Here is a 21,948-nt window from a genome sequence, read left to right as displayed (position 1 = left end):
TCGTTAGCGCTCAGATTTGGTGAAGTCTCCGGAGCCCACGTCAAATCTACTCGAATTCCCGAACACCGCCATGCAAACCTTGCCAAGGTTGGGGGCGTGAGTTCGAATCTCATCGCCCGCTCCAATTTTCCATACATTGTGACAGGCATTGATGTGTTTCTTGCGAAACAGATGCCGCACTGCCCCGGGTGCTTATCCGAAGCGGAAGCTTGAGACAGTCAGGTGTCCCATGAAGTCCGACTGGCTGTAGTTTATTGCGCAAGGGTCAGCTTCGGCGGATCCCAGGGCGACAAACAATGGAAGCAGGTGGTCCTCGCTCGGGTGAGCCAGCCGTGCAGCTGGCGCGGCTTCCCATTGGCATATTTGCTTGTTGCGTTGTGCGCCTGACATCGTCATCAGGGTCTGTTTCAGCCAAAGGTCGAAATCCCGCGAGGCATCTGCACCGTCTGGACCGAACTTCTGTAAATTGTGGTAGCTGAGGCCGCTACCAACGATGAGAATGCCCTCGTCTCTCAGCGGAGCAAGGGCGCGTCCTGCCGCGATATGTGCCTGTGGATCAAAGTCTTGTCGGATGGAGAGTTGGACAACGGGAATATCCGCCTGCGGTCGCACTATCTCCATCAAGCTGAAGGTGCCGTGATCAAAACCGCGTTCCCTATCCAGCCCACAATCCATGCCGGCTGTTGTGATGAGCTTGCAAGCGCGTTCTGCAAGCTCCGGGCTGCCTGGAGCATTGTAGGTGACGTGGTAGGTGTGCTCTGGAAATCCCCCATAGTCGTAAATCATCGGGGGTTTTCTGCTCGACGAGAGCATGAAGCTGTGTGTTTCCCAGTGTGCTGTGACCACCAGAATTGCTTTTGGCTGGACAGGAAGATTGGGCAGAAGGGCTTTCAAGGACGCTTCGAGAAGATTGAACTCATCGCGAAGCGGGCCCGTCAGGTAGGGCCATGGGCCGCCCCCGTGTGACAAGAACATGGCAGGCAATCTGGTCATCTTTGGTCCGCTCCAAAACTGCTCCGAGCCTGCTTTGTGGGAGACTGACCGACGGGCATCCTAGACAAACGACGCGATGACGTCGCCCAAGCCATTGTCGAAGCGGGCAATGATCTCATCTCCAGGCTGCACAGGAACAGTTCGGACGAATGACCCGGTCAGGATGACTTGTCCCGGCTCGAAGGCGACTCCGAATTCGCCAAGCTTGTTTGCCAACCAGGCAACTGACGTCACGGGGTTGCCGAGAACGGCTGATGAGACCCCCGCCTCCTTTACCTCGCCGTTCTGAATCAGCTCGCCGTGTATGCGCCGGATGTCAATCTGGTCGAGCCGGCGAGGGTTGGCGCCCAGCACGGCAGCGCCGCACGCTGCAAAGTCCGCTATCGTGTCCGCGACTGTCATTCCCGGACCCGGGCCGACGCGGAAATCCACGATCTCGATGGCAGGCAGCACGAAGTCAGTCGCGCGGATCACATCCACTGGCAGGATGCCCGGACCCTTCAGGGCGTCTTTCATGACGAACGCAATTTCGATCTCGATCATCGGCAGGATGAAGTCTGACATCTGCAGCGGCGTGTCTTCAGGCAGATACAGGTCATCGGTCATCGCGCTGAAATCCGGCTCGGTTGATCCCGTCAATTCCTGCATGGCCTTCGATGTCAGGCCCACCTTGTATCCGCGTATGGACCTGCCTTCGGAGAGCCTCTGTGCGATGCACATCTCCTGAATGCGGTAAGAGTCTTCGACGGTGATGCCGGGATGCGTTTTTGTCAGCAGTCCAAGTGGCTTGCGGGTTTCGAAAACGGCAAGAATATCTCGGGCTATCCCGCTGCGGGTTTCCTGATCAAGCATCTGTCTTTTCCTCTGTGAGTCCGGCGCGGGCTTTCTCAAGTTCCATATGTGCTGTGCGGGTGAATGCGGGCGCATCCGTCAGTGTCGAGATGAGCTGGAAGCCTTGGCCTGCCCTCACTGGGGCCAGAGCTCCCGTTGAGAGTACGGCTGTTGCGCGTCCAGCGTCTTTTGCGGCCCGGTTTATCCGGGCGACTGCTGCATCAAATGCCGGCTTCCCATCATTGTCGCCGGGCGGCAGGCCCAGTGCGATGGATAGGTCGAAGGGGCCAACAAGCAGTGCATCAATGCCCGGTACGGCAGCGATCTCTTCAACAGATTCGAGTGCTTCTACTGTCTCAATCATTGGAATAACCATCACCCGGTCGTTTGCACCGGCGAAATATCCTGCGCCGTCACGCACGCCAACACGGATTGGGCCCAGGCTGCGCCGGCCAACAGGCGGATAAAGGCATGCCTCTACAAGTCTGGCGGCGTCATCAGGCGTCTGGATCATCGGCGCCACAATACCCATGGCTCCGGCATCAAGCATGCGCCCGATAATTCCAGGTTCATTCCAGGGAACCCGGACGATTGGCGTTGCGCCGCCCAGATCGATCGCGCGTATCATCTCCAGGGCAGTCTCATAGTCCATGCAGCCATGCTGCATATCCACAAGCACCCAATCAAAGCCACTGCTGGCCAGTATCTCTGCTGTCAGTGCACCGGGGATCATGCACCAGGCCCCCAGCAGCACGTCGCCCTTTTTCATCCTGTCCTTGAGGTTCCCGGACATGTGTCTTGCCTCCGCCTGCTATTTCCCAATCAGCCAAAACCGATTGTAGTCATAATTGACTTAGACCAGAACTTAAGCGGGACGGTCAAGCAGCAACTCAAGCTGGGAGCGCAGGCCCTTCAGGAAGTCGTCGCGTGAATGGACGTTTCCGAGCCAACCGACAAGGTCGAAATAGTAGATAGCGAAGATCGTGCGGGCGGTGAGCATGGGCTCAAGCGCCCGGGGCAAACTGCCGTTGCTCTGGGCGGTGCGGACGAGGTCGGCAAAGCCCATCATGATGGTCTCGACAAGATCGTTCAGGTCTGCCGCGCGTTCTGCTGATGCAGGTATTGCGATCTCCTTGATCAACACTCTTGCCAGGTCGAGATCCTTTTCGTGGTACTCGATCATCCGGTCAAACACGGTGAGGATCTGGTCAACAAGAGCTGTGTCTGGCGGCAGTTTCTTGAAGGAATCAATGGCTGTTGCCTGCATCTCGTCCTTGAAGACCAGCGCCAGCAGATCTTCCTTGGACTTGACATAAAGGAACAATGTCCCGGTGCCGATATCAGCTGCTGCGGCAACCTGCTGCGTGGTGGTTTCGGCAAAACCCTGCTGGGCAAACAAGGCACGTGCCGCCCCAATGATGCGCGCACGCTTCTCCACCTTAGATCTTTCCCGCCGCCCCATTCGCGATGGTTCGTCCGGTGTCTCGGCCTTGTTAGCAGGGGAAAATTGCCGTGGCATCTGCGGTCCTCTCTTACGCGGCCAATATCACACATGTCTCCGTACACCTCATACACGAGGGTGAAAACGGCTGCTTGACAAAAATTGAGCTTGTCATATTCTGACTGTAATCATAAACGATAATAGTCATAATTAAGCTTTGATCCAGATCATTCTGTATCTGTGACCGGGCTCCCGGGAGGTGGCAATGGCGGCAAGAACCGCGACAATCGCAGGCGTTGATGTTTCCGTTGATCATTGGATTGCGGGACGCAGGGTCGCGTCAAAACAGCATTTCACGAACAATTCTCCGGTGGACGGGGCCTTCCTTGCCGATGTTTCTGCCGGCAGTAAGGAAGATGTCGATGCGGCCGTGGCGGCGGCTCGTAAGGCATTTCCCGCGTGGGCAGCACTTGGACCGGAAGGGCGGTTGCCCATTCTGAAAAAATTCGCGGAGCGGATGCTGGCTCGTGCAGATGACCTGGCTGCAGTTGAAACTGCGGATAACGGGTCGCTGCTGATGGGCAACAAGCATCGGCTGGTGCCGCGTTCAGCGCTCAATATCTCCTTCTTCGCCGAATGGGCCCTCAAGATGCAGGGTCACACAATCAATTCCGATGAAGTCGTGGGACATGTCCAATATGACCCAGCTGGTGTCGCGGCGTTGATCACGCCTTGGAACGCTCCTTTGATGCTGACGACTTGGAAGGTTGGGCCGGCGCTCGCAGCCGGCAACACTATTGTTGTGAAGCCACCGGAGTGGGCACCCATGACGTGCTCATTGATGGCCGATATCGCGGATGAAGCGGGGTTGCCTCCCGGCGTCCTGAACGTTGTGCAGGGTATTGGTGAGGAGGCCGGAGATGCCTTGGTCAATCACCCGGACGTGGCGCGCATAAGCTTTACTGGTTCGACCGACACGGCGCGGATCATTGGCGGGGCGGCTGCACGGTCCATTACACCTCTGAGTGCCGAACTGGGTGGTAAGTCCCCCCTCATTGTGTGTGCAGATGCAGATCTGGATGCTGCAGCGCAGACCGTTGCCGGGCAGTACATGAATGCAGGGCAGGTGTGTCTCGCGGGCACCCGGGTTCTCGTCGAGAAATCGATCGAGGAAGAATTCCTTGAAAAAGTACGTGCTGCCGCCGGCCATATGGTCGTTGGCGATCCGCGTGATCCTGGCACCCGTGTCGGCCCGCTTATCCACCCCGAGCACTTTTCCCGCGTTTCCGGTTTCGTCGAGCGTGCCAAGGCAGATGGGGCCGAGGTTTTGTGGGGCGGAAGTCAGTCTTCGGAGGGTGATCTCTACTTCCAACCGACCATGTTTGGCGGCGCAGCAGCGGACGCCGAGATTTCGCAGCGAGAGGTCTTCGGCCCGGTTCTTACATGGCAGACCTTCCAGTCAGATGACGAGGTGATCGCCATCGCCAACAACACTGAATACGGCCTCGCGGGCACGTTGTTCTGTGGCAATGAAGCCAGGGCCATGCGGATCGCTTCGGCGGTGGTTGCTGGAACGATCTGGGTGAACTGCTTCTTTGTCCGTGACCTGTCGGCACCTTTTGGCGGCAGCCGAACCTCGGGTCTTGGCCGGGAAGGCGGCAACTGGAGTTTCGACTTCTATACCGACATCAAAAATATCGCCGTGCGCAAAGACGCATTCACGTCTTAGGGAGGATACCAATGGCCACAGAAATTACTGAACTGGGCTACATCACAATTGGGGTAAGCGATCTTGCGGCATGGGAGTCGTTCGCATCGCAAGTTTTGGCCCTCGATGTGCGGCCGGGCGAAAATGCAAGTACGCGCTACCTGCGGATGGATTACTGGCACCATCGCATCAAGCTTGTTGAAGATCCGTCAGATGACGTGATGGCGATCGGCCTTCGGGTTGCCGGCGTTCTTGAATTTCGCGAGATGGCAGCACGGCTTGAGGGTGCCGGGTGTGATGTCCGCGTGGGCACGGATGCAGAGGCGACTGAGCGGCATGTTCTGGAGGTCATGTTCCTAGAGGATCCCAACGGCTTTCCTCTTGAGATTTTCCACGGCCCGCTCGTCCAGTATGACCAGCCCTTTCATCCGGGCCGGGGCATGCATGGCGGCTTCAAGACGGCAGGCGGCGGCTTTGGCCACATGATGCTCAACCGGCGTGCCAGCTTTGAAGATCTGCACGCGTTCTACACGATCCTCGGTTTGCGCGGGGGAGTTGAATACAAGATTGCGCTGCCCGGCCAGCCCGAACCTGTCGAGCTGATGTTCCTGCACTGCAACTCACGCCAGCACACTCTTGCGTTTGGTGGACCTGCTGAGAAGCGGGTCAACCATCTCATGTTTGAAGTTGAGCGGTTGGAGGATGTGGGCCTCACCCACGATATCGTCCGGCTGGCGCAGCTGCCCGTGATCATTGAGCCGGGCAGCCACGCTAATGACCATAACTTCTCCTTCTACTTCAAGAACCCGTCGGGGTTCATGAACGAGATCGGCTGGGGCGGTCGCGCACCGACCGGGCAGTCCGAGTATTTCCAGCGAGATGCATATGGCCACGCACCGGTCCTCGAAAACATGAAGGACTTCATGGTTCCGGCCTAAGGCGGGCTACCAGTCAAAAATAAAGGGTAAGATCGAAATGTCCGTACTTGATGGGCCAAGAGAAGAATTGCGACGTATTTTCTACGAGGGAACGCCCCATTGGGTGCGCCCGAGTGATGACCGCTTGTTGCTTGCTGATGGCCGCTCACTTGCTGAGAAAGACGCTGTCTATCTGCCGCCCTGTGATCCTACCAAGATCATTTGTATCCACCTGAACTACGAGTCGCGCCGAGTAGAATTCCGGGCGCCAGATCTCGTCACCCCCACCTACTTTCAAAAACCCCTCAGTACACTGAATGTGCATCGGGGCCATGTGAACCGTGGAGCAGACTGTCAGTACCTGAACTATGAGGGTGAGATTGCAGCCATTGTCGGGAAGCCAATGAAGAATCTGGCGCCTGATGAGGTGTGGGATCATCTCGCGGGTTTCGCGCCAGCCAACGATGTGGGCGCTCAGGACTTCAGGGATACAGATGCCGGCTCGATGCTTCGGGTGAAAGGCCAGGACGGGTTCTGTCCGATCGGTCCTGGAATTGTGCGGGGCGTTGATATCCGAAAGGAGACCCTTCGCACCTACATAAACGGCAAAGTGGTTCAAGAGGGGCCGGTCTCCGAGATGAACTTCGGCATTGACTACATCCTTGCGGATCTTTGTCGCCATATCACGCTGCTGCCGGGGGATGTCGTTCTCACAGGTACACCGGCTTTCAGTCGGCCGATGTCAATTGGGGATGTGGTCGAAGTTGAAATCACTGGCATTGGGCGTCTGTCCAACACGGTTCAAGAGGTTCCTGCGCCGGCTAACAGCGTCGGACATGAACCGACGGATTCGGATGCTGTGCGTCGCGTCGCGCTGGCCGGCGATTACTGGGACCAAATCGACAAGCTTGGAAAACAGGCGTAACTCAGGAAGAAAACGACCATGGAAGCCACACTTGATAGCAATATCATCGACCCGGACATTTTCCTCGATGAGCAGGGCCCTCCTCACAGGATCTTTGACTTGTGGCGTGAGCAAGATCCGGTGCATTGGAATGCGGCAAACCCGAACTACATTTCAGGTATGCCGGGATCGACCCTTGAGAAGGGCTTTTGGGTTCTGACGCGGTATGAAGATGTCAGTACGGTTTCCATGGATCAGGAAACTTTCAGTTCCTACGAAAATGGTATCGTTGTCTGGGATCCAGGACCCCAGGAACTAGAGCGTCAACGGTCCAACTTTATGGGAATGCGGCCAGCAGATCATACTGCGGTACGCCGCGTCTTGATGCCGCCTTTCATGCCAAAGGCTCTCAACAACCTGGCGCCCCGGGTGGATAAACTGGCAGAAGAAATTATCGACTCGGTTGCCTCGCGTGGCGAATGCGAATTCGTCTTTGATGTGGCGTCAAAGCTGCCGGTGTTTACATTCTGCGAACTGATGGGAATTCCCGAGCACTATCGCGAAAAGGTCGCTGAGTACGGAAACGAACTGGCCGATGTTGAAACGCGGAGCGAATTGTCGCTTGATCCAACAATTGGTCTATTCGCCATTAGTGAGGAGCTCTCTGCAGAAAAGAGGGCAAACCCCGATGGTTCCCTTATTAGTGAGATGGTCAACGACAAGACGCTGAATCTGAGTCAGATGGCCATCAACCAGTTTGTGCTCGTGTTTGCGATGGCGGGCCACGAAACAACACGCAGCACTGCTGCACACTTCATAAATCTGATGAACCAGCATCCGGATCAGTACGAGCTTCTTCTCGGTGATGTCGACAAGCACCTGGATAACGCGATCGACGAAGTGCTGCGCTACACGTCAACAACGACGAACTTCTGCAGGACAGCAACGGTTGATGTGGAAGTCTCCGGGCAGCGCATTCGCAAGGGCGACAAAATCTATATGTCCTATGCAGCGGCAAACCGCGATCCATCTGTCTTCGAGGATCCGCACCGGTTTGACATCACCCGTGCAAATGCGCGGCGCCACATAGCATTTGGCACAGGGCCTCATATCTGCATCGGTGCAAGACTGGCGCGAATGCAGCTCCGGTCACTAATCAAGCAGATTGTCTCAAGAGTCCCCGACATAAGGGTAAGCGGTGATCCAGTATGGATGCGTTCAATCTGGTTCAATGCGATCTTGAGCCTGCCGGTGGTTTTCACGCCGGAAGGGCAGTAAGCGGGGTAGATTCCACGCTGTTTTGCAGGCTGCCATTCTGCGGGGCAGGAGCTTGGTGGTCGCCGGGCGTATTTGATTGACGGCCGCCACGTGAGATTTCAACTGCGCCTGGGAAGTTGGCGTGGCTATTTTCGAAACGCTTCTTTCAAAACGCGCTCTATCCACGCATCGTCTACAGGTTCTGTCATGACGATGATGCGGAAATAGAGTGCCCCCGCCAGGCTCGCGAACAGAGCTTCGACATCCTGATCCGGGTCCAGTTCGCCACGCTTGATTGCCCGCTGAAAAATCGGAGCAATCGCTTCAAGCCGTGACATCCAGATGCCTGGATTGACCGTCATGTCTCTGGGGGCCCCCGGATTGGACAGGGTCGTTATCATGGCTGCCACGCCGACCGTGCCCGATATGAAGCGGCCAATCTGGCGGAGCAGTTGCACTAGATCGCCGTGAAAGGTGCCGGTATCAACCGGAAAAATCTCCGTCTCCACGATGTCCAGGACCGCATCCCGGATAAGCATCGATGGTGAATCCCAGCGCCGATAAAGGGTTGCGCGCCCCACGCCTGCGCGCCGGGCAATCTCCTGAAAAGTAACCGCCTCAAAGCCTCCTTCTACCAGAAGCTCGATCGTCGCATCGTGAATGCGTCTGGAGTTTTCAGCTGTGCGCCCGCCGGGCCGCTTGGGAGTGGCAGCGTCCACGGGCTGTTGAGTCTTCTCACTTGACATCGTCATTTCCTAATGAGACATATGTCTCGTTAATAACACGATGGACGATTGGTGCAAGCGCCACGGGTGGTCCAGCCGGGAGGTAAAGATGGCTACTGGAAAGGTCATTATCGTCGGAGGCGGTCCTGTTGGGCTTGGTGCGGCGCTGGAACTCAGCCGCTTTGGGGTGCCTAGCATTCTTGTCGAGAAGCATGAAAGCACGTCGCGGCACCCCAAGACTCGAAATTTCAATACGCGGACCATGGAAATTGCGCGCGGCTGGGGTCTTTCGACCTATCAGCGGTTGCGGGGCATCGATTGCCCGCCGGGATGGAAGACACCCATCCGCTTTCTTGAAGACGCCTGCGGCAAGGAGTTTGGGAAGATAGACTCCAAAGGCTTTGAAGGTCCTGGCCCTGACATAAGCCCGGCCGAGCCAACTATGACATCGCAGGACCGGATAGAGGAAATACTTGTCCAGGCACTGCGCGCCAGTGAGCTTGTAGAGCTTTGCTTCTCCACGGAGGCGGTCAAACTGTTGAGCGGAGGCGAGGATACCGACAAGGAGGTCCGGCTGGAAGTTCGCGATAAGCTCACCGGCGAAACCGACATCCTAACTGGTTGCGCAATGGTCGCTGCCGACGGTGCCGCCAGTCCGATGCGCAGTGCGCTTGGTCTCAATCTCGAGGGGCAACGTGCAGTCAAGCAGTTAGTCAATTGCTACTTCCGGGCGGATATCGAGAGCCACCTTGGTGATCGCAAGGGCGTGCTGCTGTTCGTCAACAACGAGAACGCGTCTGGCGTTCTGCAGCCACTCAATGCCAAAGGCCTCTGGCTGTCACAGATCAATGTCGAACCGCACCAGTTTTCTCTGGGCTATTTTACCAAGGAGCGCGCTGCGCAATGGGTCCGCGATGCGGCCGGCGTGCCTGATCTGGACGTAGAGGTCAAATCCTTAGGCCTGTGGGAACTCAACGCAACTGCTGTAGACCATTTTACAAAAGGACGGACAGTCGTTTGTGGTGATGCTGCGCACCAGTTTCCGCCCACGGGTGGGCTAGGCGTGAATACGGGCCTGCAAGGTATGCACAATGCGATGTGGAAACTTGCACTTTACGCACAAGGGAAGGCCGACTGGAACCTCGTCAAAACTTACCATGATGAACGCCGTCCGGTGTCGCTTGAGATCGTGATGCAGTCTTTCATCAATGCGGCGAACGTCCAGCGGATAGGTGAAGCCGCTGCAAGTGACACAGATAGTGGCCTGACCACAGAGCAGATTCTTGAGGAATCGCGTCGCTACGGCAACCATCTGGGGGTCGAGTTTGGAAGTTGGTACCAGTCGCCGGCTGTGCTGTCAGATGGAACGACGCCTGCTAGAGCTGAAGATCCCTATTCGGACTATATTCCAGCCGCGACACCTGGATGTCGGGCGCCGCATGTGTGGTTGGGCAATGAGGTGTCACGTCTATCGACAATCGACATGTGTGGTCCCGCATTCACGCTTTTTGCTGGCCCCGATGGGCTGGATTGGGAACGGCAGGCTGCCGATGCCCGCAAGGTTCTGAATATTCCCATTGCCTGTTATCGCATCGGCAGTGCCGGCCTGCAGGATGATGGTGCCTTCATCCAGGCCTATGACATTGCGGCGGATGGTGCGGTGCTGATCCGTCCGGATGCCCATATCGCATGGCGCGCCAGTTCACTTGCAAAGGCCGACTCCTCGCTGACTGATGTTCTCGCTGCACTCCTGCAGTGCCAGCGTGCGCAATGAGCACAGGCATTACACTGGCAGCAATCGGGTGCTCGGGCCCAGTTGCCCATCACTTCGTCGAGGGGTTTGCGACTGAAGGGGTCGCCCTCAAGATGCTGGCACGCAACCCAGCCGCTATCAATCTTCGCTATCCTGATGCGCAAGTCGTCCAGGGCAGTATGATGAATCCAGACGATGTCGCCGGTGTGGTCGCGGGCGCCGATGCTGGATTTCTTGTGACACCGATGGGGATGAACAACGATCCGTCTACTGAAATTGAGGCGGCGCGGCGCGCGCTTGCTGGCATGAGCGCTGCCGGGCTGCCTCACCTCGTCTATACCTCGTGTCTTGGAGTCGACCGTACCCAGGGCGTTGGGATCCTCGACGCGAAACATGAAATCGAGAGACTCATTCGTGATAGCGGTATCCCATTCTCGATCCTGCGTTGCGGAACCTACATGGAAGATTTGTTTGATCCACGGCTGGAGTTGCTCAAGAAGGGTAAATTTCTCTTCCCCTTGCATAGGCGCCGGCGGTTCACCTTCACGAGCCAGCGTGATATCCCGCGCTTCGCCGTCCGCGAATTGATCGCCAAGGGTCAAGCGCTGGGAAGGGCTATCGATCTGGTGGCGCCGGGAACCTGGTTGATTCCGGAGATCGAACAGCTGCTGGCCGAGACTGCCGGTTTCAAGATCAAGGCACCACCTAGATTCCCGACATTTCACATCTTCCGTGCGCTCCTTCCGTTCTTCCGTTTACGGAAGGACCGCATGTCTTCAGTTATCCCCCTGCTTGTACACTTCGACAGCCACGGATATCTGTCGCCTGACCCGGTCCCTTACGACGGGAACTTTGAAATGACTTCTTTGGAAGACCACGTGCAAAGCCTCTTTGCACAATCGATTGGCTGAACTCGTTCGTCACCGTCGTTTCCATTTGAAGGTACATAGAAAAAGCCCCCGAGCCGAAAGGTCCGGGGGCTTTTGCCTGAGTGTTCCGTGTTGTCACTGAAAATCAAGGTGCCTCTTACGCAGCCTGATCGTGTTCCTTGTCCCACTCGCGCACGACGGGAAGAACTTCCTTCGCGAACAGTTTCATGCTGGCCTGAGCATCTTCATTGGTCAGGTTGGAATAGCGGAAACACGCATTGAGAGAGAACGGCCCCAAGATTTTGCGGCGGTTTTCGAGCTTGGCGAGGATCTGATCCGGCGTGCCATAGGCCTGCTGATCTACATAGCCGCGGACCTGATCTTCAAGGCCAATGTCTTTGAGCATTTCGGCTGCTTCGCCGTAGGACTCATAGCCTTTCATTTTGGAGAAGTGCTCGCCCATCAGGTCGTAGTGCTGCATCACCTGCGAGTAGTAGGCCGCAATGTTGGAGAAGCCTTTTTCCTCCGCTTCTGCAGCATCGCTTGAGCAATACACAAAGTCTGCAAAGCGCGGTGCTGGTGATGCTTTGCCATGGTGCTCCTTGAAGGCATCGCGGTAGCGATCAAGGTCCGGTAGCAGGGCTTCGGCAGGTTTTTGGGTGAACATCATCACGCCCACGCCCAGCTTGGCGGCCTGCAGGGCTGAGTCCGGTGACATGGCAACGGACATGGAGCGGCCTTTGAAAGACCCGATGGGTCCCGGGCGCACCATCGTCTCGCCGCGCTTCCAGAATTCTCCATCAGCAGACAGTTTACCGGTCTCAAGACCTTCCAGAATGATCTCGGCGGCCTCGTCGAAGCGGCCGCGCGCTTCGTCCATGGAAATGCCCATGGGTTCGTATTCGTCTTTGGACAGCCCGCGCCCCATGCCAAACATGGCCCGGCCATCGGACATGATGTCGAGCATGATCATTTTTTCAACGACCCGGTATGGGTCATTCCATGGAAGGATGACGGCGCCGGTGCCCAGCTTGATGTTTTTTGTCTGCGGCGCGATGAAGCTCAGGAACTGCATGTTGTCCGGGCAGAATGCGTAATCCGCAAAGTGGTGCTCAACGGGCCAGATCTCGTCGAAGCCCAACTCGTCTGCCAAAATGGCGTTGGCCGCCTCTTCACGGAATACCTGCGCGTCCGGGACGCGCTTTTCGTAGTTCTGAAAAACCATCTGAAGCCCAACACGCATCGGAATCTCCCTGCCTTGTCTGTTTTTGCAGCCGGATATCGGCTGTTCTGGGCATAAGGTGGCTGATCTGCTCTGGCCCTAAGCCACCAAAACTGGTGGGGTAGATACAAACTGTGCCGCTAGGCTTGGAAAACCCCACCTGAATGGGGGGCCGTGATCGGGGTCGCTGGGGGGCCTTGGGTGTCTTTGTTCTTGAATTCTGCGCGTTTTCAACCGCCACTCCCGCGTGGCTACGATGTGCCGCGCCCTGATCTCACCAAAGCGATTGAAGGCCGTCAGCGGCATCTCTTGACCCTCACGCTTGCACCTGCGGGCTATGGCAAGACCAATGTGCTGGCCCGGCGATGCCGTGATCTGGCGGCTCAAGGGGAAACGGTTGCCTGGGTATCGCTTGAGGAAAACGACCAGACAGCGCAGGTCTTTCTCAGTTCGCTTGCTGCTGGTGTTGCTGCCGCCCAGGCCGGGCCGGACAGTCTGACGCCTGAAAGCCTCACCCAACCGGCCAGCGCGTCTGCGGACATGATGGTGAGTGGGCTGTTGCACGACATTCGTCAGACCGGCACAGACATAACGCTTTTTCTCGATGACTTTCACCGCGCGGAGACATCCGAAACCAACCAGATACTTGAACAGTTGCTGCATGGCGCGCCACCGAACTTTTGTCTTGTTGTTGCCAGCCGCACGGTGCCCAACCTCAATATTGCCTCCCTGAAAGTGCGGGATCAGGTCATTGAAGTGCGCACGGGTGATCTGCGATTCAGCATTGAGGAAGCACGAGATTTCCTTAGAGCGGGATATGGCCTCACACTGAGTGAGGAGCAGCTCAATGCCATTCATCGGTATACTGATGGGTGGGCGATCGGTCTGCAGGTGGCTGCTATCGTTTCCACCAAGTCGGGCTCAGCTGATCAGTTCATCGAGAATTTCAAATCCGGCAATACGGACGTCATGGAGTTTCTGGCTCATGATGTGATTGGCGAGCTGTCTCAAAGTGCCAAGGACTTTTTGCGCGACACTGCTGATCTGGACCTTCTGGTGCCGGAGCTCTGCGACCAGGTAACCGAGAGCACCGGCAGCAAAGCTAAGCTCGAAGAACTCGTGCGGCTTAACCTGTTCTTGCAGCCTGTTGATGAAGAGGCAGGCTGGTACCGTTACCATCATCTATTCAGTGATTTCCTGAAGCAGCATTTTGAAACGGACCCGGCTACTGCAAAGAGCCGCCACGAGCGTGCGCACAGGTGGTTTCTTGCACACGGTCTTAACGAGCATGCGGTGCGCCACGGTATTCAGGCTGAGTTGTGGGAAGAGACTGCAGATGCGCTTGAAGATATCTGGCGATCCTTCCTCAGCTTTTATCGTCTTGGCCAACTTGGGTCGTGGATAAACGCATTGCCTCCTGCGACGCTGGATCAGCGCGCCGAACTGCGCATTGCGCTTGGCTGGACATTGCTTTTGCGCCGGCAGGTTGGAAAGGCCAATGAAGTGCTGGCCACGATTGACGTGCCGGACATCCGCTCAAGCACGCCTCTTGTGCTCCCCAAGGACCCTTTCGAGTTGGAAGCCTTCTTGCTGGAATGCGCCATTCTTTATGTGGCCGACGATGCCGAAGCGATTGCCTATCTCAGCGATGTTGATCTATCGGGTCTTGAACACCTGTCGCCGTTTCATCAGGGCATCCTTCTGGATGTGGTGATATACGCACAGATTTTTTCCGGCAGTCTTGATCGTGCGTCGCGCCTTGCGGAGTTCGCCGCGGAACTTCAGACGCAATCGCAAAACTATCTTGGCGCCATCTACGCTGAAGTCCTCAAGGGTGTGGGTGAAAACATCTCCGGCGACCTGGATGCCGCCCTTGAAACATTCACGTCGATCTCACTTCTGGCGGCCATGCACTTCAAATCGGATTTTCCGATGCCGCATGCATTCATCGCCGAGATTGAGTATGAGCGGAATCAGCTCCAGAAAGCCGAAAACAGCCTCGCGCAGGCGGAAGGGTCTGAAACCGGCTCGTCAGTAATTGATGCTGTTATCGCCTACTATCTTACCAAGGCTCGATATGCCCGTGCCCGCGATGGTGCGGCGACAGCGCTGGGTGTTCTGGCGCAGGCTGAAGCTGTTGGCCATCAGGAAGGTCATCGGCGGTTGCTGGTTCATGCGCTGGCAGAGCGGGTGAATTGCCTCGCCTCCATGGGTCGGCTCGTTCAGGCGGCGGATGCTGTTGAGGATCTGGACCGCATTACAGCAAACGACACGCCTATCTCACATCGCATCTGGCCGCGGTCCCGCAGCCACTTTGTGCGCGCCAAGGCATTGCTGCTCACCCTGGAAGGTGACATCGAGCAGGCCCGCAGTCTGCTGACGCCGTATCTGGTCGAGGCGGAGGCCTCAGGGCGCACAGGCGCGCTGATCAAGTTTCTGCTGCTGGATGTTCGTGCGCTGCATCAGGCCGGCAAGGATGACCGCGCGACCCGCCAACTTGCCAAGGCCATATCCCGCGCTGCGCCGGGGCGGTATCTGAGGGTCTTCATCGATCAGCTATGGGGATGCGAAACGCTGGTGCGCGATACTTTGCGGCGCATTGCACAGGGGCGGGCGGGCAACCTGCCTCCCATTGATGATGCCTATCTGGCCGAGCTCGGATCGCTCTTTTCAGTCACACTCGATTTTGCTCCCGCGGAGGCGGTGGTGGAGCCGATTGAGGACCTGACGCGGCGGGAACGTACCCTTCTGCTCGCGATTGCAGCCGGCAAGACCAACAAACAAATTGCCGCTGAAAACGGGATCACGCCCAACACGGTTGCCTGGCACCTGAAAAATCTCTTTGCCAAGCTGAACGTCAAAAACCGCACGGCTGCGGCCAAAGCGGCGCAGTTTTTTGACCTCTCCCCCTAAAGCCCACCCAAATTGGTAGGTTGGTGACGGCAACAGTCCACCACACTGCCCCCAACAAGAACGCTCAATGCTTAAGGGGAGCAGCTATGGGATCGACACCGGCTGGTGCGACTGCACCGAAACTCGAATATGCATTCACATGGGATGCAGTTGCGACGCCTGTGCACAATGTCGGCACCCAGATGGTCTGGAATGTGACCAGCATCGACATGCACGGACCAGAAATCAAGGGGTCCAGTGTTTCACCGGCGGGTGACTGGATCACCATCATGCCGAACGGTGTCTGGTATCTGGATGTTCGTTTCTCCGTGCTGCTGGATGACGGGTCGCATGCGTATTGCCACTACAACGGCATCGGCGACATGACCCCGGATCAGATCGAGACAATACAAAGCGGCGGGACGATTCCCGGCGATGACATGTATTTCTATTCCACCCCCTATTTTCAGACCGACTCTGAAAAGCATGCGTGGCTTGGCCGGCATGTGTTTCTTGGCTGCATGCGCGAGTTTGGTTCCGGCAAAGTCATCTATGACGTCTTCAAAGTGGCTGGAGGTGCAAAATGACCGGCGCCCCAACACCTGAGGTCGAGGATGATGGCTGGGCTGGTGCAAACCCCTTTGCACCAAGCTTCCGGGATGATCCGTATCCGGCCATGAACCAGCTGCGGGAAAACGACCCCGTCAATGAAACTCCCGTCGGCCCCTGGCGCATCTCGCGCCACGCCGATGTGGTGGACGTGTTCCGCAATGCCCCCACCAGCCAGACCCTGGCTGACGGATCATCCCCCAACATGGATGACCAGGACCGCCGCGGCAGCTTCCGTGATTTCATGCTCAACATGGATGGCCCGGAACATGCGCGCCTGCGCCGTCTGGTTCTGGGGGCTTTCACGCCAAAGGCTCTCAAGCACATCGAAGGTGAGATCGATCGGGTGGTAGACGAGGCCATGCACAAGGCCCTCAAGCAGGGCGGCATGGAAGTGGTTGAAGATTTTGCCCTGCGCATTCCCTCTCGCATGATCTGCCGGATCATGGGGCTGCCGGAAGAAGACATTGATCAGTTCACCGTGTGGACGGCGGCGCGCACCAACGCGTTCTTTGCCCGCTTCCTGCCGGAAGATGTGGTCGAGCACACACGGCAGGCGGGCGAGCAGATGGCGGACTATTTCGAGGAGCAGATCAAACTGCGCCGCGCCAACCCGCGTGAGGACCTTCTGACGAACCTCATTCAATCCGAAGAAAAGGGCGACCGGTTGGGCGACGTGGAGCTGGCCATACAGGCCATCGGGCTGCTGATTGCCGGCTTTGAAACGACCATCGGTCTCATCGGCAACGGCACCAAGGCGCTCATTGAAAATCCGGACCAAGCGGAGCTGCTGAAAAAGAACCCGGACCTGGCCAAGAATACGGTAGAGGAATGTCTGCGGTATGACACGCCGGTGCTGTTCAACTGGCGTGTTCTGACTGAACCCTATGAAGTTGGCGGCAAGATGCTGCCGGAAAATGCGGTTCTCTGGATGATGCTCGGGGCGGCCAATCACGACCCGCGCGTTCATGATGATCCCGACACCATGGACATCACCCGGAAGGTCATCAACCACGCCTCGTTTGGCGGTGGCGCCCACACCTGCCTTGGCAACCAGCTCGCGCGCATGGAGGCCAGCCGGGCGTTTTATGCCTTTGTGTCCCGTTTGCCGAAAGCAGAAATCCAGTACGATGACTGCGCTTGGTCGGAGTCCTTCTTCCGCGTGCTTGGCAAGATGCCGATTGAATTCCACTAGCAATGCACACCAGCGAGACGTCGGTAAGGCGCGGACATTGGAAGGAACGGACCATGGACCTCAGTAGAAAAACAGTCTTCATCACCGGCATCGGCTCTGGAATAGGTGAAGCCACGGCGCGCGTTTTTGCCGGGTATGGGGCGAACGTCACAGGCTTTGATCTCAACGGCGAGTCCGCACAAAGAGTTGCGGCGGAGCTGCTGGACGCCGGCCACAACGCGGAGTGCACTCAAGGTGACGTTCGCAGCGAAGCAAGTGTCGCTCAGGCGTTTGATGATGCAGTCGGGCGTTTTGGCCAGGTGGATTTTGCCATCAACAATGCGGGCATCGAAGGTGCGCTTTGTTCCTTTTCGCAGACGAAGACCGAAGATTTTGACGAAGTGATCTCCGTCAATCTGCGCGGCGTCTTTCTGTGCATGAAGCATCAGCTTGCGCATATGGAAACGTCCGGCAGCGGTGTCATCGTCAATATTGCATCCATCATGGGCCTCATCGGCAGCCCGCAGATCGTGCAGTACGCTGCTGCCAAACATGGCGTTGTCGGCATGACCAAGAGTGCAGCGGCGGAATATGCCGCGCAGGGCATTCGCATCAATGCGGTGTGTCCTGGCGCGGTTAAAACGCCCCTGGTTCAAAATGTCCTTGATACAACGCCGGAAGTCCTGGCGCCGCTCATCGACAATATCCCGGCCAGGCGCATGGCGGAGCCCAGCGAAGTCGGTGAGTTGTGTGCGTGGCTGTGCAGCGACACGGCCGCCTACATGAATGGTGCCGCCCTGCCATTGGATGGCGCCTATGTCGCTGTTTGACGCGTGATGGCTGACTGCGCTCCCCTGATTGTCGGACTTGGCGGCACGTTGCGGCACGGGTCGTCGACACAGTTTGCCGTGGAACGCGCGCTGGACTATGCCGGACGGCTTGGGGCTACTACGCGCATGTTTGCAGGCCCGGAGCTGGAGCTTCCGTTCTACGCGCCGGAAACACCTGACCGGTCCCAGCGCGCGACTGCTTTGGTCGACGCTCTGCGGCAGGCCGACGGCGTGGTGATCGGGTCGCCAGGATATCACGGGTCTGTTTCCGGCCTGATCAAGAACGCCTTGGACTATGCGGAAGATCTGAGCCGGGACCCGCGTCCTTACCTCGACGGGCGCGCGGTTGGTCTCATTGCCGCCGGGGCTGGGATGCAAGCAGCGGTGACGACACTGGGCATGCTGCGCGATGTGACACACGCCTTGCGTGGAACACCAACGCCATATGGCGTCGTCTTCAACAGCACAGACAAGTCCAGAGAGCGGACCTCCAAAACAGAATTACAGCTTGAGACCTTGGCTGAACAAATCGTGGCACTTGCGTGGGCATTGCGCGGGTAGCAGGTGGGTTAGGTCACTCCTTTTCCCGGGTGTCCAGGCGGGCGCGGTGTATTGAGATAGGTGGCGACCCAATGGATTGCGGTTATGAGCAGCAGATCCTCATGCAGCTCCATCTGCCGACTTAACGCAAGGCTGCCGACAAATGCTGCCACGCACCACTGCCACTTCCATCGCAAGGTAAAGTAATGCGCCGCTCCAAACGCCAGGGCGCTTAGGGTGGCCGCCACCCACACCGAAGCGCCAAAGCCTTCCAGCAGAGTTGGAACTGCCAGACGGAACACCCACTCTTCCCAGAAGGACAGTGCGCCGAGATAGACGATCCATCCCAGCTTTGGCAGGTCCCAGCGCCGGTCAATCAGCCAGGCGTGCGCGTTCAAGGCAAGGAACAGCAGAACCAACGACACCAGATATAGCTGTGGGCGTGCGAAGCCTTTCTCGAGACCCTCGGCAAAGACGATCTGCAAGCCGGGGATGCCCAGGCAGATCAGAGCCAGGATGGCGCCCGGCAAGCCGTGCCGCAGAAACACCTCGCGGAACATGGTGAGCCGGTCGCCGGTAAAATCCCTGGCGCGTTGAAGCCGCTGGTTGCTGGAACCGGTTGCGTTACTCAAGAGTGTCTGCCGATCAGTCCTGTGGTGCTACTTGGTGCCAAGGATGAGCCGGATCGTGTCCCAGCTATCGAAGGCAAGTGAAATCGCGATCGTAGCTGACATCACAATCGCCCAAGCACCATAGAAGCTGCGTGGCTTTGCATCTGGCCCAAAAACATCGCGCGTCAGCAGGTAGTAGAGCACCGGCGGCCACAAAACGAGGTGCACAGCTGCGATCCAGTCAATGTTCCCGGTAAGGTCAGTGACATACGCGGATGCGGGCACGTTGAGAAAAATCATCATCCCGACGGCAAGCCGGGCGCCCCATTTGTGGAAGATGAACAGCAGCCCGGTCGCATATACGAAGAACATGAAGTTCATCCACATGTTGACCCAATCGGGCAGGTCCTGCGCTTGTTCTCTGAACTCGCCGAAGAACTCAAATATGAATTCCATGGATATCTCCTCCCATTCGATTCCGGTCCTGCGCGGTTCCCACCTGCGCTGAACCCGCATGTGCACTCATCTGGCTTCCTCACCAGCCAAGTCGGTCGGGCCTGAAGCCCTCCTGTTACCGTCGCTTGCGAATGCCCACGCGTCGGGCTAGGGCGCGGTCAACCAAACGGTCCGGCAGCAGTCGGGGCAGTGTCCATCGGCTGAACTTGCTTTTCAGGATCGGGTAGCGCGTCTTCGGTGATGCGTTGTTGAAGATCTCGACAATGAGATTTCCGACCTCCTCCGGTTCAAGCCCGTCCTTGCCCAGTTTCTGCGTTGACCCGATCACTTTCTCCAGCGCATCGGCATACTCGGTCTCCCTGTACGGACTGAAATCGAGCTCTTCCGTTTTGGCAAAGATCGGTGTCTTGACCGGGCCGGGCTCGACAATCACCACGTCTACGCCATGAAGTAGAAGCTCCGCGCGCATCGCGTCAGACAGGGCCTCAACTGCGTATTTCGACATAGAGTAAGGCGACATAAACGGTACGGAGAACCGTCCGGACAAGGAGCTTATGTTGATGATCTTGCCGGGTTTTCCTTCGCGCTCATGATCGGCTCCCAGCAGGGGCAGGAACGCCTGGCTCGTACGCACCACGCCATACACATTGACATCGAACTGCGTCTTCAGATCGTGAATGGATACATAGCGGGCGGGCCCTGCAACGGCGATGCCGGCATTGTTCACAAGGCCGTTGAGTGTCCTTCCGGCCAGGGCCTCGCTTACCTGGTCGCAGGCAGCCGCAATGGCCGGTTCGTCTGTGACATCGAAAACGAGCGGCGTGAACGCATCGCCCAAAGCGTCGCGGGCCGCGTCCGCGTCACTGTCCTTTCGCACGCTGCCGAAAACGTGCCAGCCGTCCTTGATCAGCTGTGCACAGATCGCCCGCCCGATCCCGGACGAGACGCCTGTCACGACGGCTGTTCTTGTGTCCTGTCCCATGACATTCCTCCCGCTGGTTCCTGCTACTCAACTTCATCAACAATGCGCAACACTGCGGCTGCTATTTCCGTTGGCACTTCTTCCTGCAGGAAATGTCCTCCCTGAGTTTCGGTGACGGCTGCGTCAGGGAAATTCTCCTTCATCACAGGAAGTCCTTTGGCAAGGATCGGATCGTTCATGCCCCAGACGATCTCGACGGGAATATTCAGGCCCTGCACATAGCGTTCGATCTCTCTCATTTGCTCTGAGCTTGGTTCATCGGGGCTGTTGGGGACCATCCGCATCATGGCCAATGGTGCTTTGGCATTTCCGCTCTCGAGTACTGGTCGGCCGTACAGGTCAGCAACATCCTCAGGAATCGACTCAGGGTCGCCTTGTGCGTCGTGCAGCCGCTCAAAGATCGAAACCAAGCGCTCAAACATCAGCTCACCGACCAGTGGTGTCTTTGCGATGTCATGGGCTCTGGAAAGGCTGCTTGCCTCTTTTGGTGCGTTGAAGCCGGTATTGAGCACCACTGCACCTTCGATCAGGCCGGGGGAACGGCTGAGGGCACCGAGTCCGACGGGTCCGCCCCAATCCTGCCCCACATAAACGACTCCGTTCAGGTCAAGCTGCGCAAGAGCTGTATTGATCCAGCGAATGTGATTGTCCAGCGTGTGCTGACTTGCCGGTATTTTGCTGGAGAACCCGAGCCCCACAAGTGTCGGCATGATCAGCCGGAGGCGGTCTTTCGGCAGTTCAGCCACGATCTTGCGGTAGAGAAAGCCGGATGTCGGGTTGCCATGCATCAGGAACACGGGATAGCCCGAGCCGACCTCCAGCATATGAACCTTGATGCCTGGCTCGACTTCTATGAAGTAGCTCTTGTAGTCGCTGGATACTTTCTGCGCTGCATAGTCCGGGAGCGGAAAAGCTTCGAATGCCTGACCATCAATTGAGACAGTGCCCTGCCCATCTGGGACCATGAGCTGACCGTCTCTGGTCATGATGCTTGCGATGATGGCAGCGGCGATGACAACCACCGTCAGAGAAATCAGGATCAGTTTTTTCACGTGCCCAACCTTTCAAACGCGTCGTTTCCATGTGCCGGGAGGCGTGTGTCTCCAAGGGTTGCAGCAACCGGCACTCCATGATCGGAACCAAGGTTGCGGGTCTGCCTGAATCACATCTCTGACGGCTATCCGGGCCCAATCCTAAAAAAATGGCATTAACAATGTCAATTTATTCTCCGGGC

General features: G+C 57.3%; 21 protein-coding genes. 11 read left to right on the top strand and 10 right to left on the bottom strand.

Annotation, left to right across the window (positions count from 1 at the left end):
• Nucleotides 1-192 precede the first annotated feature (192 nt).
• The 4 genes from ABXH05_RS07150 to ABXH05_RS07135 form a co-directional block, all read right to left on the bottom strand.
• The gene (locus tag ABXH05_RS07150) at nucleotides 193-993 is read right to left on the bottom strand and encodes a dioxygenase family protein (protein WP_353560413.1); all 801 of its coding nucleotides are present in this window, start codon (nucleotides 991-993) and stop codon (nucleotides 193-195) included.
• A gap of 60 nt (nucleotides 994-1,053) precedes the next feature.
• On the bottom strand, nucleotides 1,054-1,845 hold the full coding sequence (locus ABXH05_RS07145; RefSeq protein ID WP_353560412.1) for a 2-keto-4-pentenoate hydratase: 792 nt from the start codon (nucleotides 1,843-1,845) through the stop codon (nucleotides 1,054-1,056).
• Nucleotides 1,838-2,617 carry an HpcH/HpaI aldolase family protein gene (locus ABXH05_RS07140; protein ID WP_353560411.1) on the bottom strand — a complete coding sequence of 260 codons (780 nt, stop codon included), beginning with the start codon at nucleotides 2,615-2,617 and terminating at the stop codon, nucleotides 1,838-1,840. The genes ABXH05_RS07145 and ABXH05_RS07140 overlap by 8 nt, the downstream gene beginning before the upstream one ends.
• A 72-nt stretch (nucleotides 2,618-2,689) precedes the next feature.
• Nucleotides 2,690-3,262: a TetR/AcrR family transcriptional regulator gene (locus ABXH05_RS07135; RefSeq protein ID WP_353560410.1), complete on the bottom strand. Its 573-nt coding sequence runs from the start codon at nucleotides 3,260-3,262 to the stop codon at nucleotides 2,690-2,692.
• Nucleotides 3,263-3,530: 268 nt separating this feature from the next.
• On the opposite strand from ABXH05_RS07135, the gene ABXH05_RS07130 reads away from it, so the two are divergent.
• Genes ABXH05_RS07130 through ABXH05_RS07115 form a run of 4 tightly spaced genes read left to right on the top strand, consistent with a single transcriptional unit; the run spans nucleotide 3,531 to nucleotide 8,072 of the window.
• Nucleotides 3,531-4,994 carry an aldehyde dehydrogenase gene (locus ABXH05_RS07130; protein WP_353560409.1) on the top strand — a complete coding sequence of 488 codons (1,464 nt, stop codon included), beginning with the start codon at nucleotides 3,531-3,533 and terminating at the stop codon, nucleotides 4,992-4,994.
• An 11-nt stretch (nucleotides 4,995-5,005) separates the two neighbouring features.
• The gene (locus tag ABXH05_RS07125; RefSeq protein ID WP_353560408.1) at nucleotides 5,006-5,911 is read left to right on the top strand and encodes a VOC family protein; all 906 of its coding nucleotides are present in this window, start codon (nucleotides 5,006-5,008) and stop codon (nucleotides 5,909-5,911) included.
• A 37-nt stretch (nucleotides 5,912-5,948) separates the two neighbouring features.
• A complete protein-coding gene (locus ABXH05_RS07120; protein ID WP_353560407.1) occupies nucleotides 5,949-6,815 on the top strand; it encodes a fumarylacetoacetate hydrolase family protein in 867 nt (288 codons plus the stop codon).
• A gap of 18 nt (nucleotides 6,816-6,833) precedes the next feature.
• Nucleotides 6,834-8,072 (top strand): cytochrome P450, encoded by a 1,239-nt coding sequence (locus ABXH05_RS07115; protein ID WP_353560406.1) that lies wholly within the window; start codon nucleotides 6,834-6,836, stop codon nucleotides 8,070-8,072.
• Between the two features lie 125 nt (nucleotides 8,073-8,197).
• Here ABXH05_RS07115 and ABXH05_RS07110 read toward each other — a convergent pair whose 3' ends face one another.
• Nucleotides 8,198-8,797 (bottom strand): TetR/AcrR family transcriptional regulator, encoded by a 600-nt coding sequence (locus tag ABXH05_RS07110; RefSeq protein ID WP_353560405.1) that lies wholly within the window; start codon nucleotides 8,795-8,797, stop codon nucleotides 8,198-8,200.
• Nucleotides 8,798-8,885: 88 nt separating this feature from the next.
• Here ABXH05_RS07110 and ABXH05_RS07105 point away from each other — a divergent pair, with 88 nt between their 5' ends.
• Nucleotides 8,886-10,550 carry an FAD-dependent monooxygenase gene (locus ABXH05_RS07105; RefSeq protein ID WP_353560404.1) on the top strand — a complete coding sequence of 555 codons (1,665 nt, stop codon included), beginning with the start codon at nucleotides 8,886-8,888 and terminating at the stop codon, nucleotides 10,548-10,550.
• Entirely contained in the window at nucleotides 10,547-11,440 is an 894-nt protein-coding gene (locus ABXH05_RS07100) for an SDR family oxidoreductase (RefSeq protein ID WP_353560403.1), read from the top strand. Before ABXH05_RS07105 ends, ABXH05_RS07100 begins: the two co-directional genes overlap by 4 nt.
• A 115-nt stretch (nucleotides 11,441-11,555) precedes the next feature.
• On the opposite strand, the gene ABXH05_RS07095 is transcribed toward ABXH05_RS07100, so the two are convergent.
• Nucleotides 11,556-12,641: an LLM class flavin-dependent oxidoreductase gene (locus tag ABXH05_RS07095; RefSeq protein WP_353560402.1), complete on the bottom strand. Its 1,086-nt coding sequence runs from the start codon at nucleotides 12,639-12,641 to the stop codon at nucleotides 11,556-11,558.
• Nucleotides 12,642-12,833: 192 nt separating this feature from the next.
• Between ABXH05_RS07095 and ABXH05_RS07090 the strand changes: the two genes are divergently transcribed.
• The 5 genes from ABXH05_RS07090 (at nucleotide 12,834) to ABXH05_RS07070 (ending at nucleotide 18,686) form a co-directional block, all read left to right on the top strand.
• Nucleotides 12,834-15,533, top strand: coding sequence for a winged helix-turn-helix domain-containing protein (locus tag ABXH05_RS07090; RefSeq protein WP_353560401.1), 2,700 nt, complete (start codon nucleotides 12,834-12,836; stop codon nucleotides 15,531-15,533).
• An 86-nt stretch (nucleotides 15,534-15,619) separates the two neighbouring features.
• Nucleotides 15,620-16,099: a DUF3237 domain-containing protein gene (locus ABXH05_RS07085; protein ID WP_353560400.1), complete on the top strand. Its 480-nt coding sequence runs from the start codon at nucleotides 15,620-15,622 to the stop codon at nucleotides 16,097-16,099.
• Nucleotides 16,096-17,316: a cytochrome P450 gene (locus ABXH05_RS07080; RefSeq protein ID WP_353560399.1), complete on the top strand. Its 1,221-nt coding sequence runs from the start codon at nucleotides 16,096-16,098 to the stop codon at nucleotides 17,314-17,316. Before ABXH05_RS07085 ends, ABXH05_RS07080 begins: the two co-directional genes overlap by 4 nt.
• A gap of 2 nt (nucleotides 17,317-17,318) precedes the next feature.
• Nucleotides 17,319-18,125 carry an SDR family NAD(P)-dependent oxidoreductase gene (locus tag ABXH05_RS07075; protein WP_353560398.1) on the top strand — a complete coding sequence of 269 codons (807 nt, stop codon included), beginning with the start codon at nucleotides 17,319-17,321 and terminating at the stop codon, nucleotides 18,123-18,125.
• A 6-nt stretch (nucleotides 18,126-18,131) separates the two neighbouring features.
• On the top strand, nucleotides 18,132-18,686 hold the full coding sequence (locus ABXH05_RS07070; RefSeq protein ID WP_353560397.1) for an NADPH-dependent FMN reductase: 555 nt from the start codon (nucleotides 18,132-18,134) through the stop codon (nucleotides 18,684-18,686).
• An 8-nt stretch (nucleotides 18,687-18,694) separates the two neighbouring features.
• On the opposite strand, the gene ABXH05_RS07065 is transcribed toward ABXH05_RS07070, so the two are convergent.
• From ABXH05_RS07065 to ABXH05_RS07050, 4 genes are all read right to left on the bottom strand, one after another.
• Complete coding sequence (locus tag ABXH05_RS07065; protein WP_353560396.1) at nucleotides 18,695-19,297, bottom strand: CPBP family intramembrane glutamic endopeptidase; 603 nt, start codon at nucleotides 19,295-19,297, stop codon at nucleotides 18,695-18,697.
• Nucleotides 19,298-19,324: 27 nt separating this feature from the next.
• Nucleotides 19,325-19,732, bottom strand: a complete 408-nt coding sequence (locus ABXH05_RS07060) for a hypothetical protein (RefSeq protein WP_353560395.1) — start codon at nucleotides 19,730-19,732, stop codon at nucleotides 19,325-19,327.
• Between the two features lie 115 nt (nucleotides 19,733-19,847).
• Nucleotides 19,848-20,714: an SDR family oxidoreductase gene (locus ABXH05_RS07055; protein WP_353560394.1), complete on the bottom strand. Its 867-nt coding sequence runs from the start codon at nucleotides 20,712-20,714 to the stop codon at nucleotides 19,848-19,850.
• A gap of 23 nt (nucleotides 20,715-20,737) precedes the next feature.
• Nucleotides 20,738-21,766, bottom strand: coding sequence for an alpha/beta fold hydrolase (locus ABXH05_RS07050; RefSeq protein WP_353560393.1), 1,029 nt, complete (start codon nucleotides 21,764-21,766; stop codon nucleotides 20,738-20,740).
• Between the last annotated feature and the right edge of the window lie 182 nt (nucleotides 21,767-21,948).

The sequence above is a fragment of the Pyruvatibacter sp. HU-CL02332 genome (assembly GCF_040362765.1).
GTDB lineage: Bacteria > Pseudomonadota > Alphaproteobacteria > CGMCC-115125 > CGMCC-115125 > Pyruvatibacter.
Note: the sequence above shows the minus strand (reverse complement) of the source record. Positions and strands in the feature narration are given on the sequence as shown.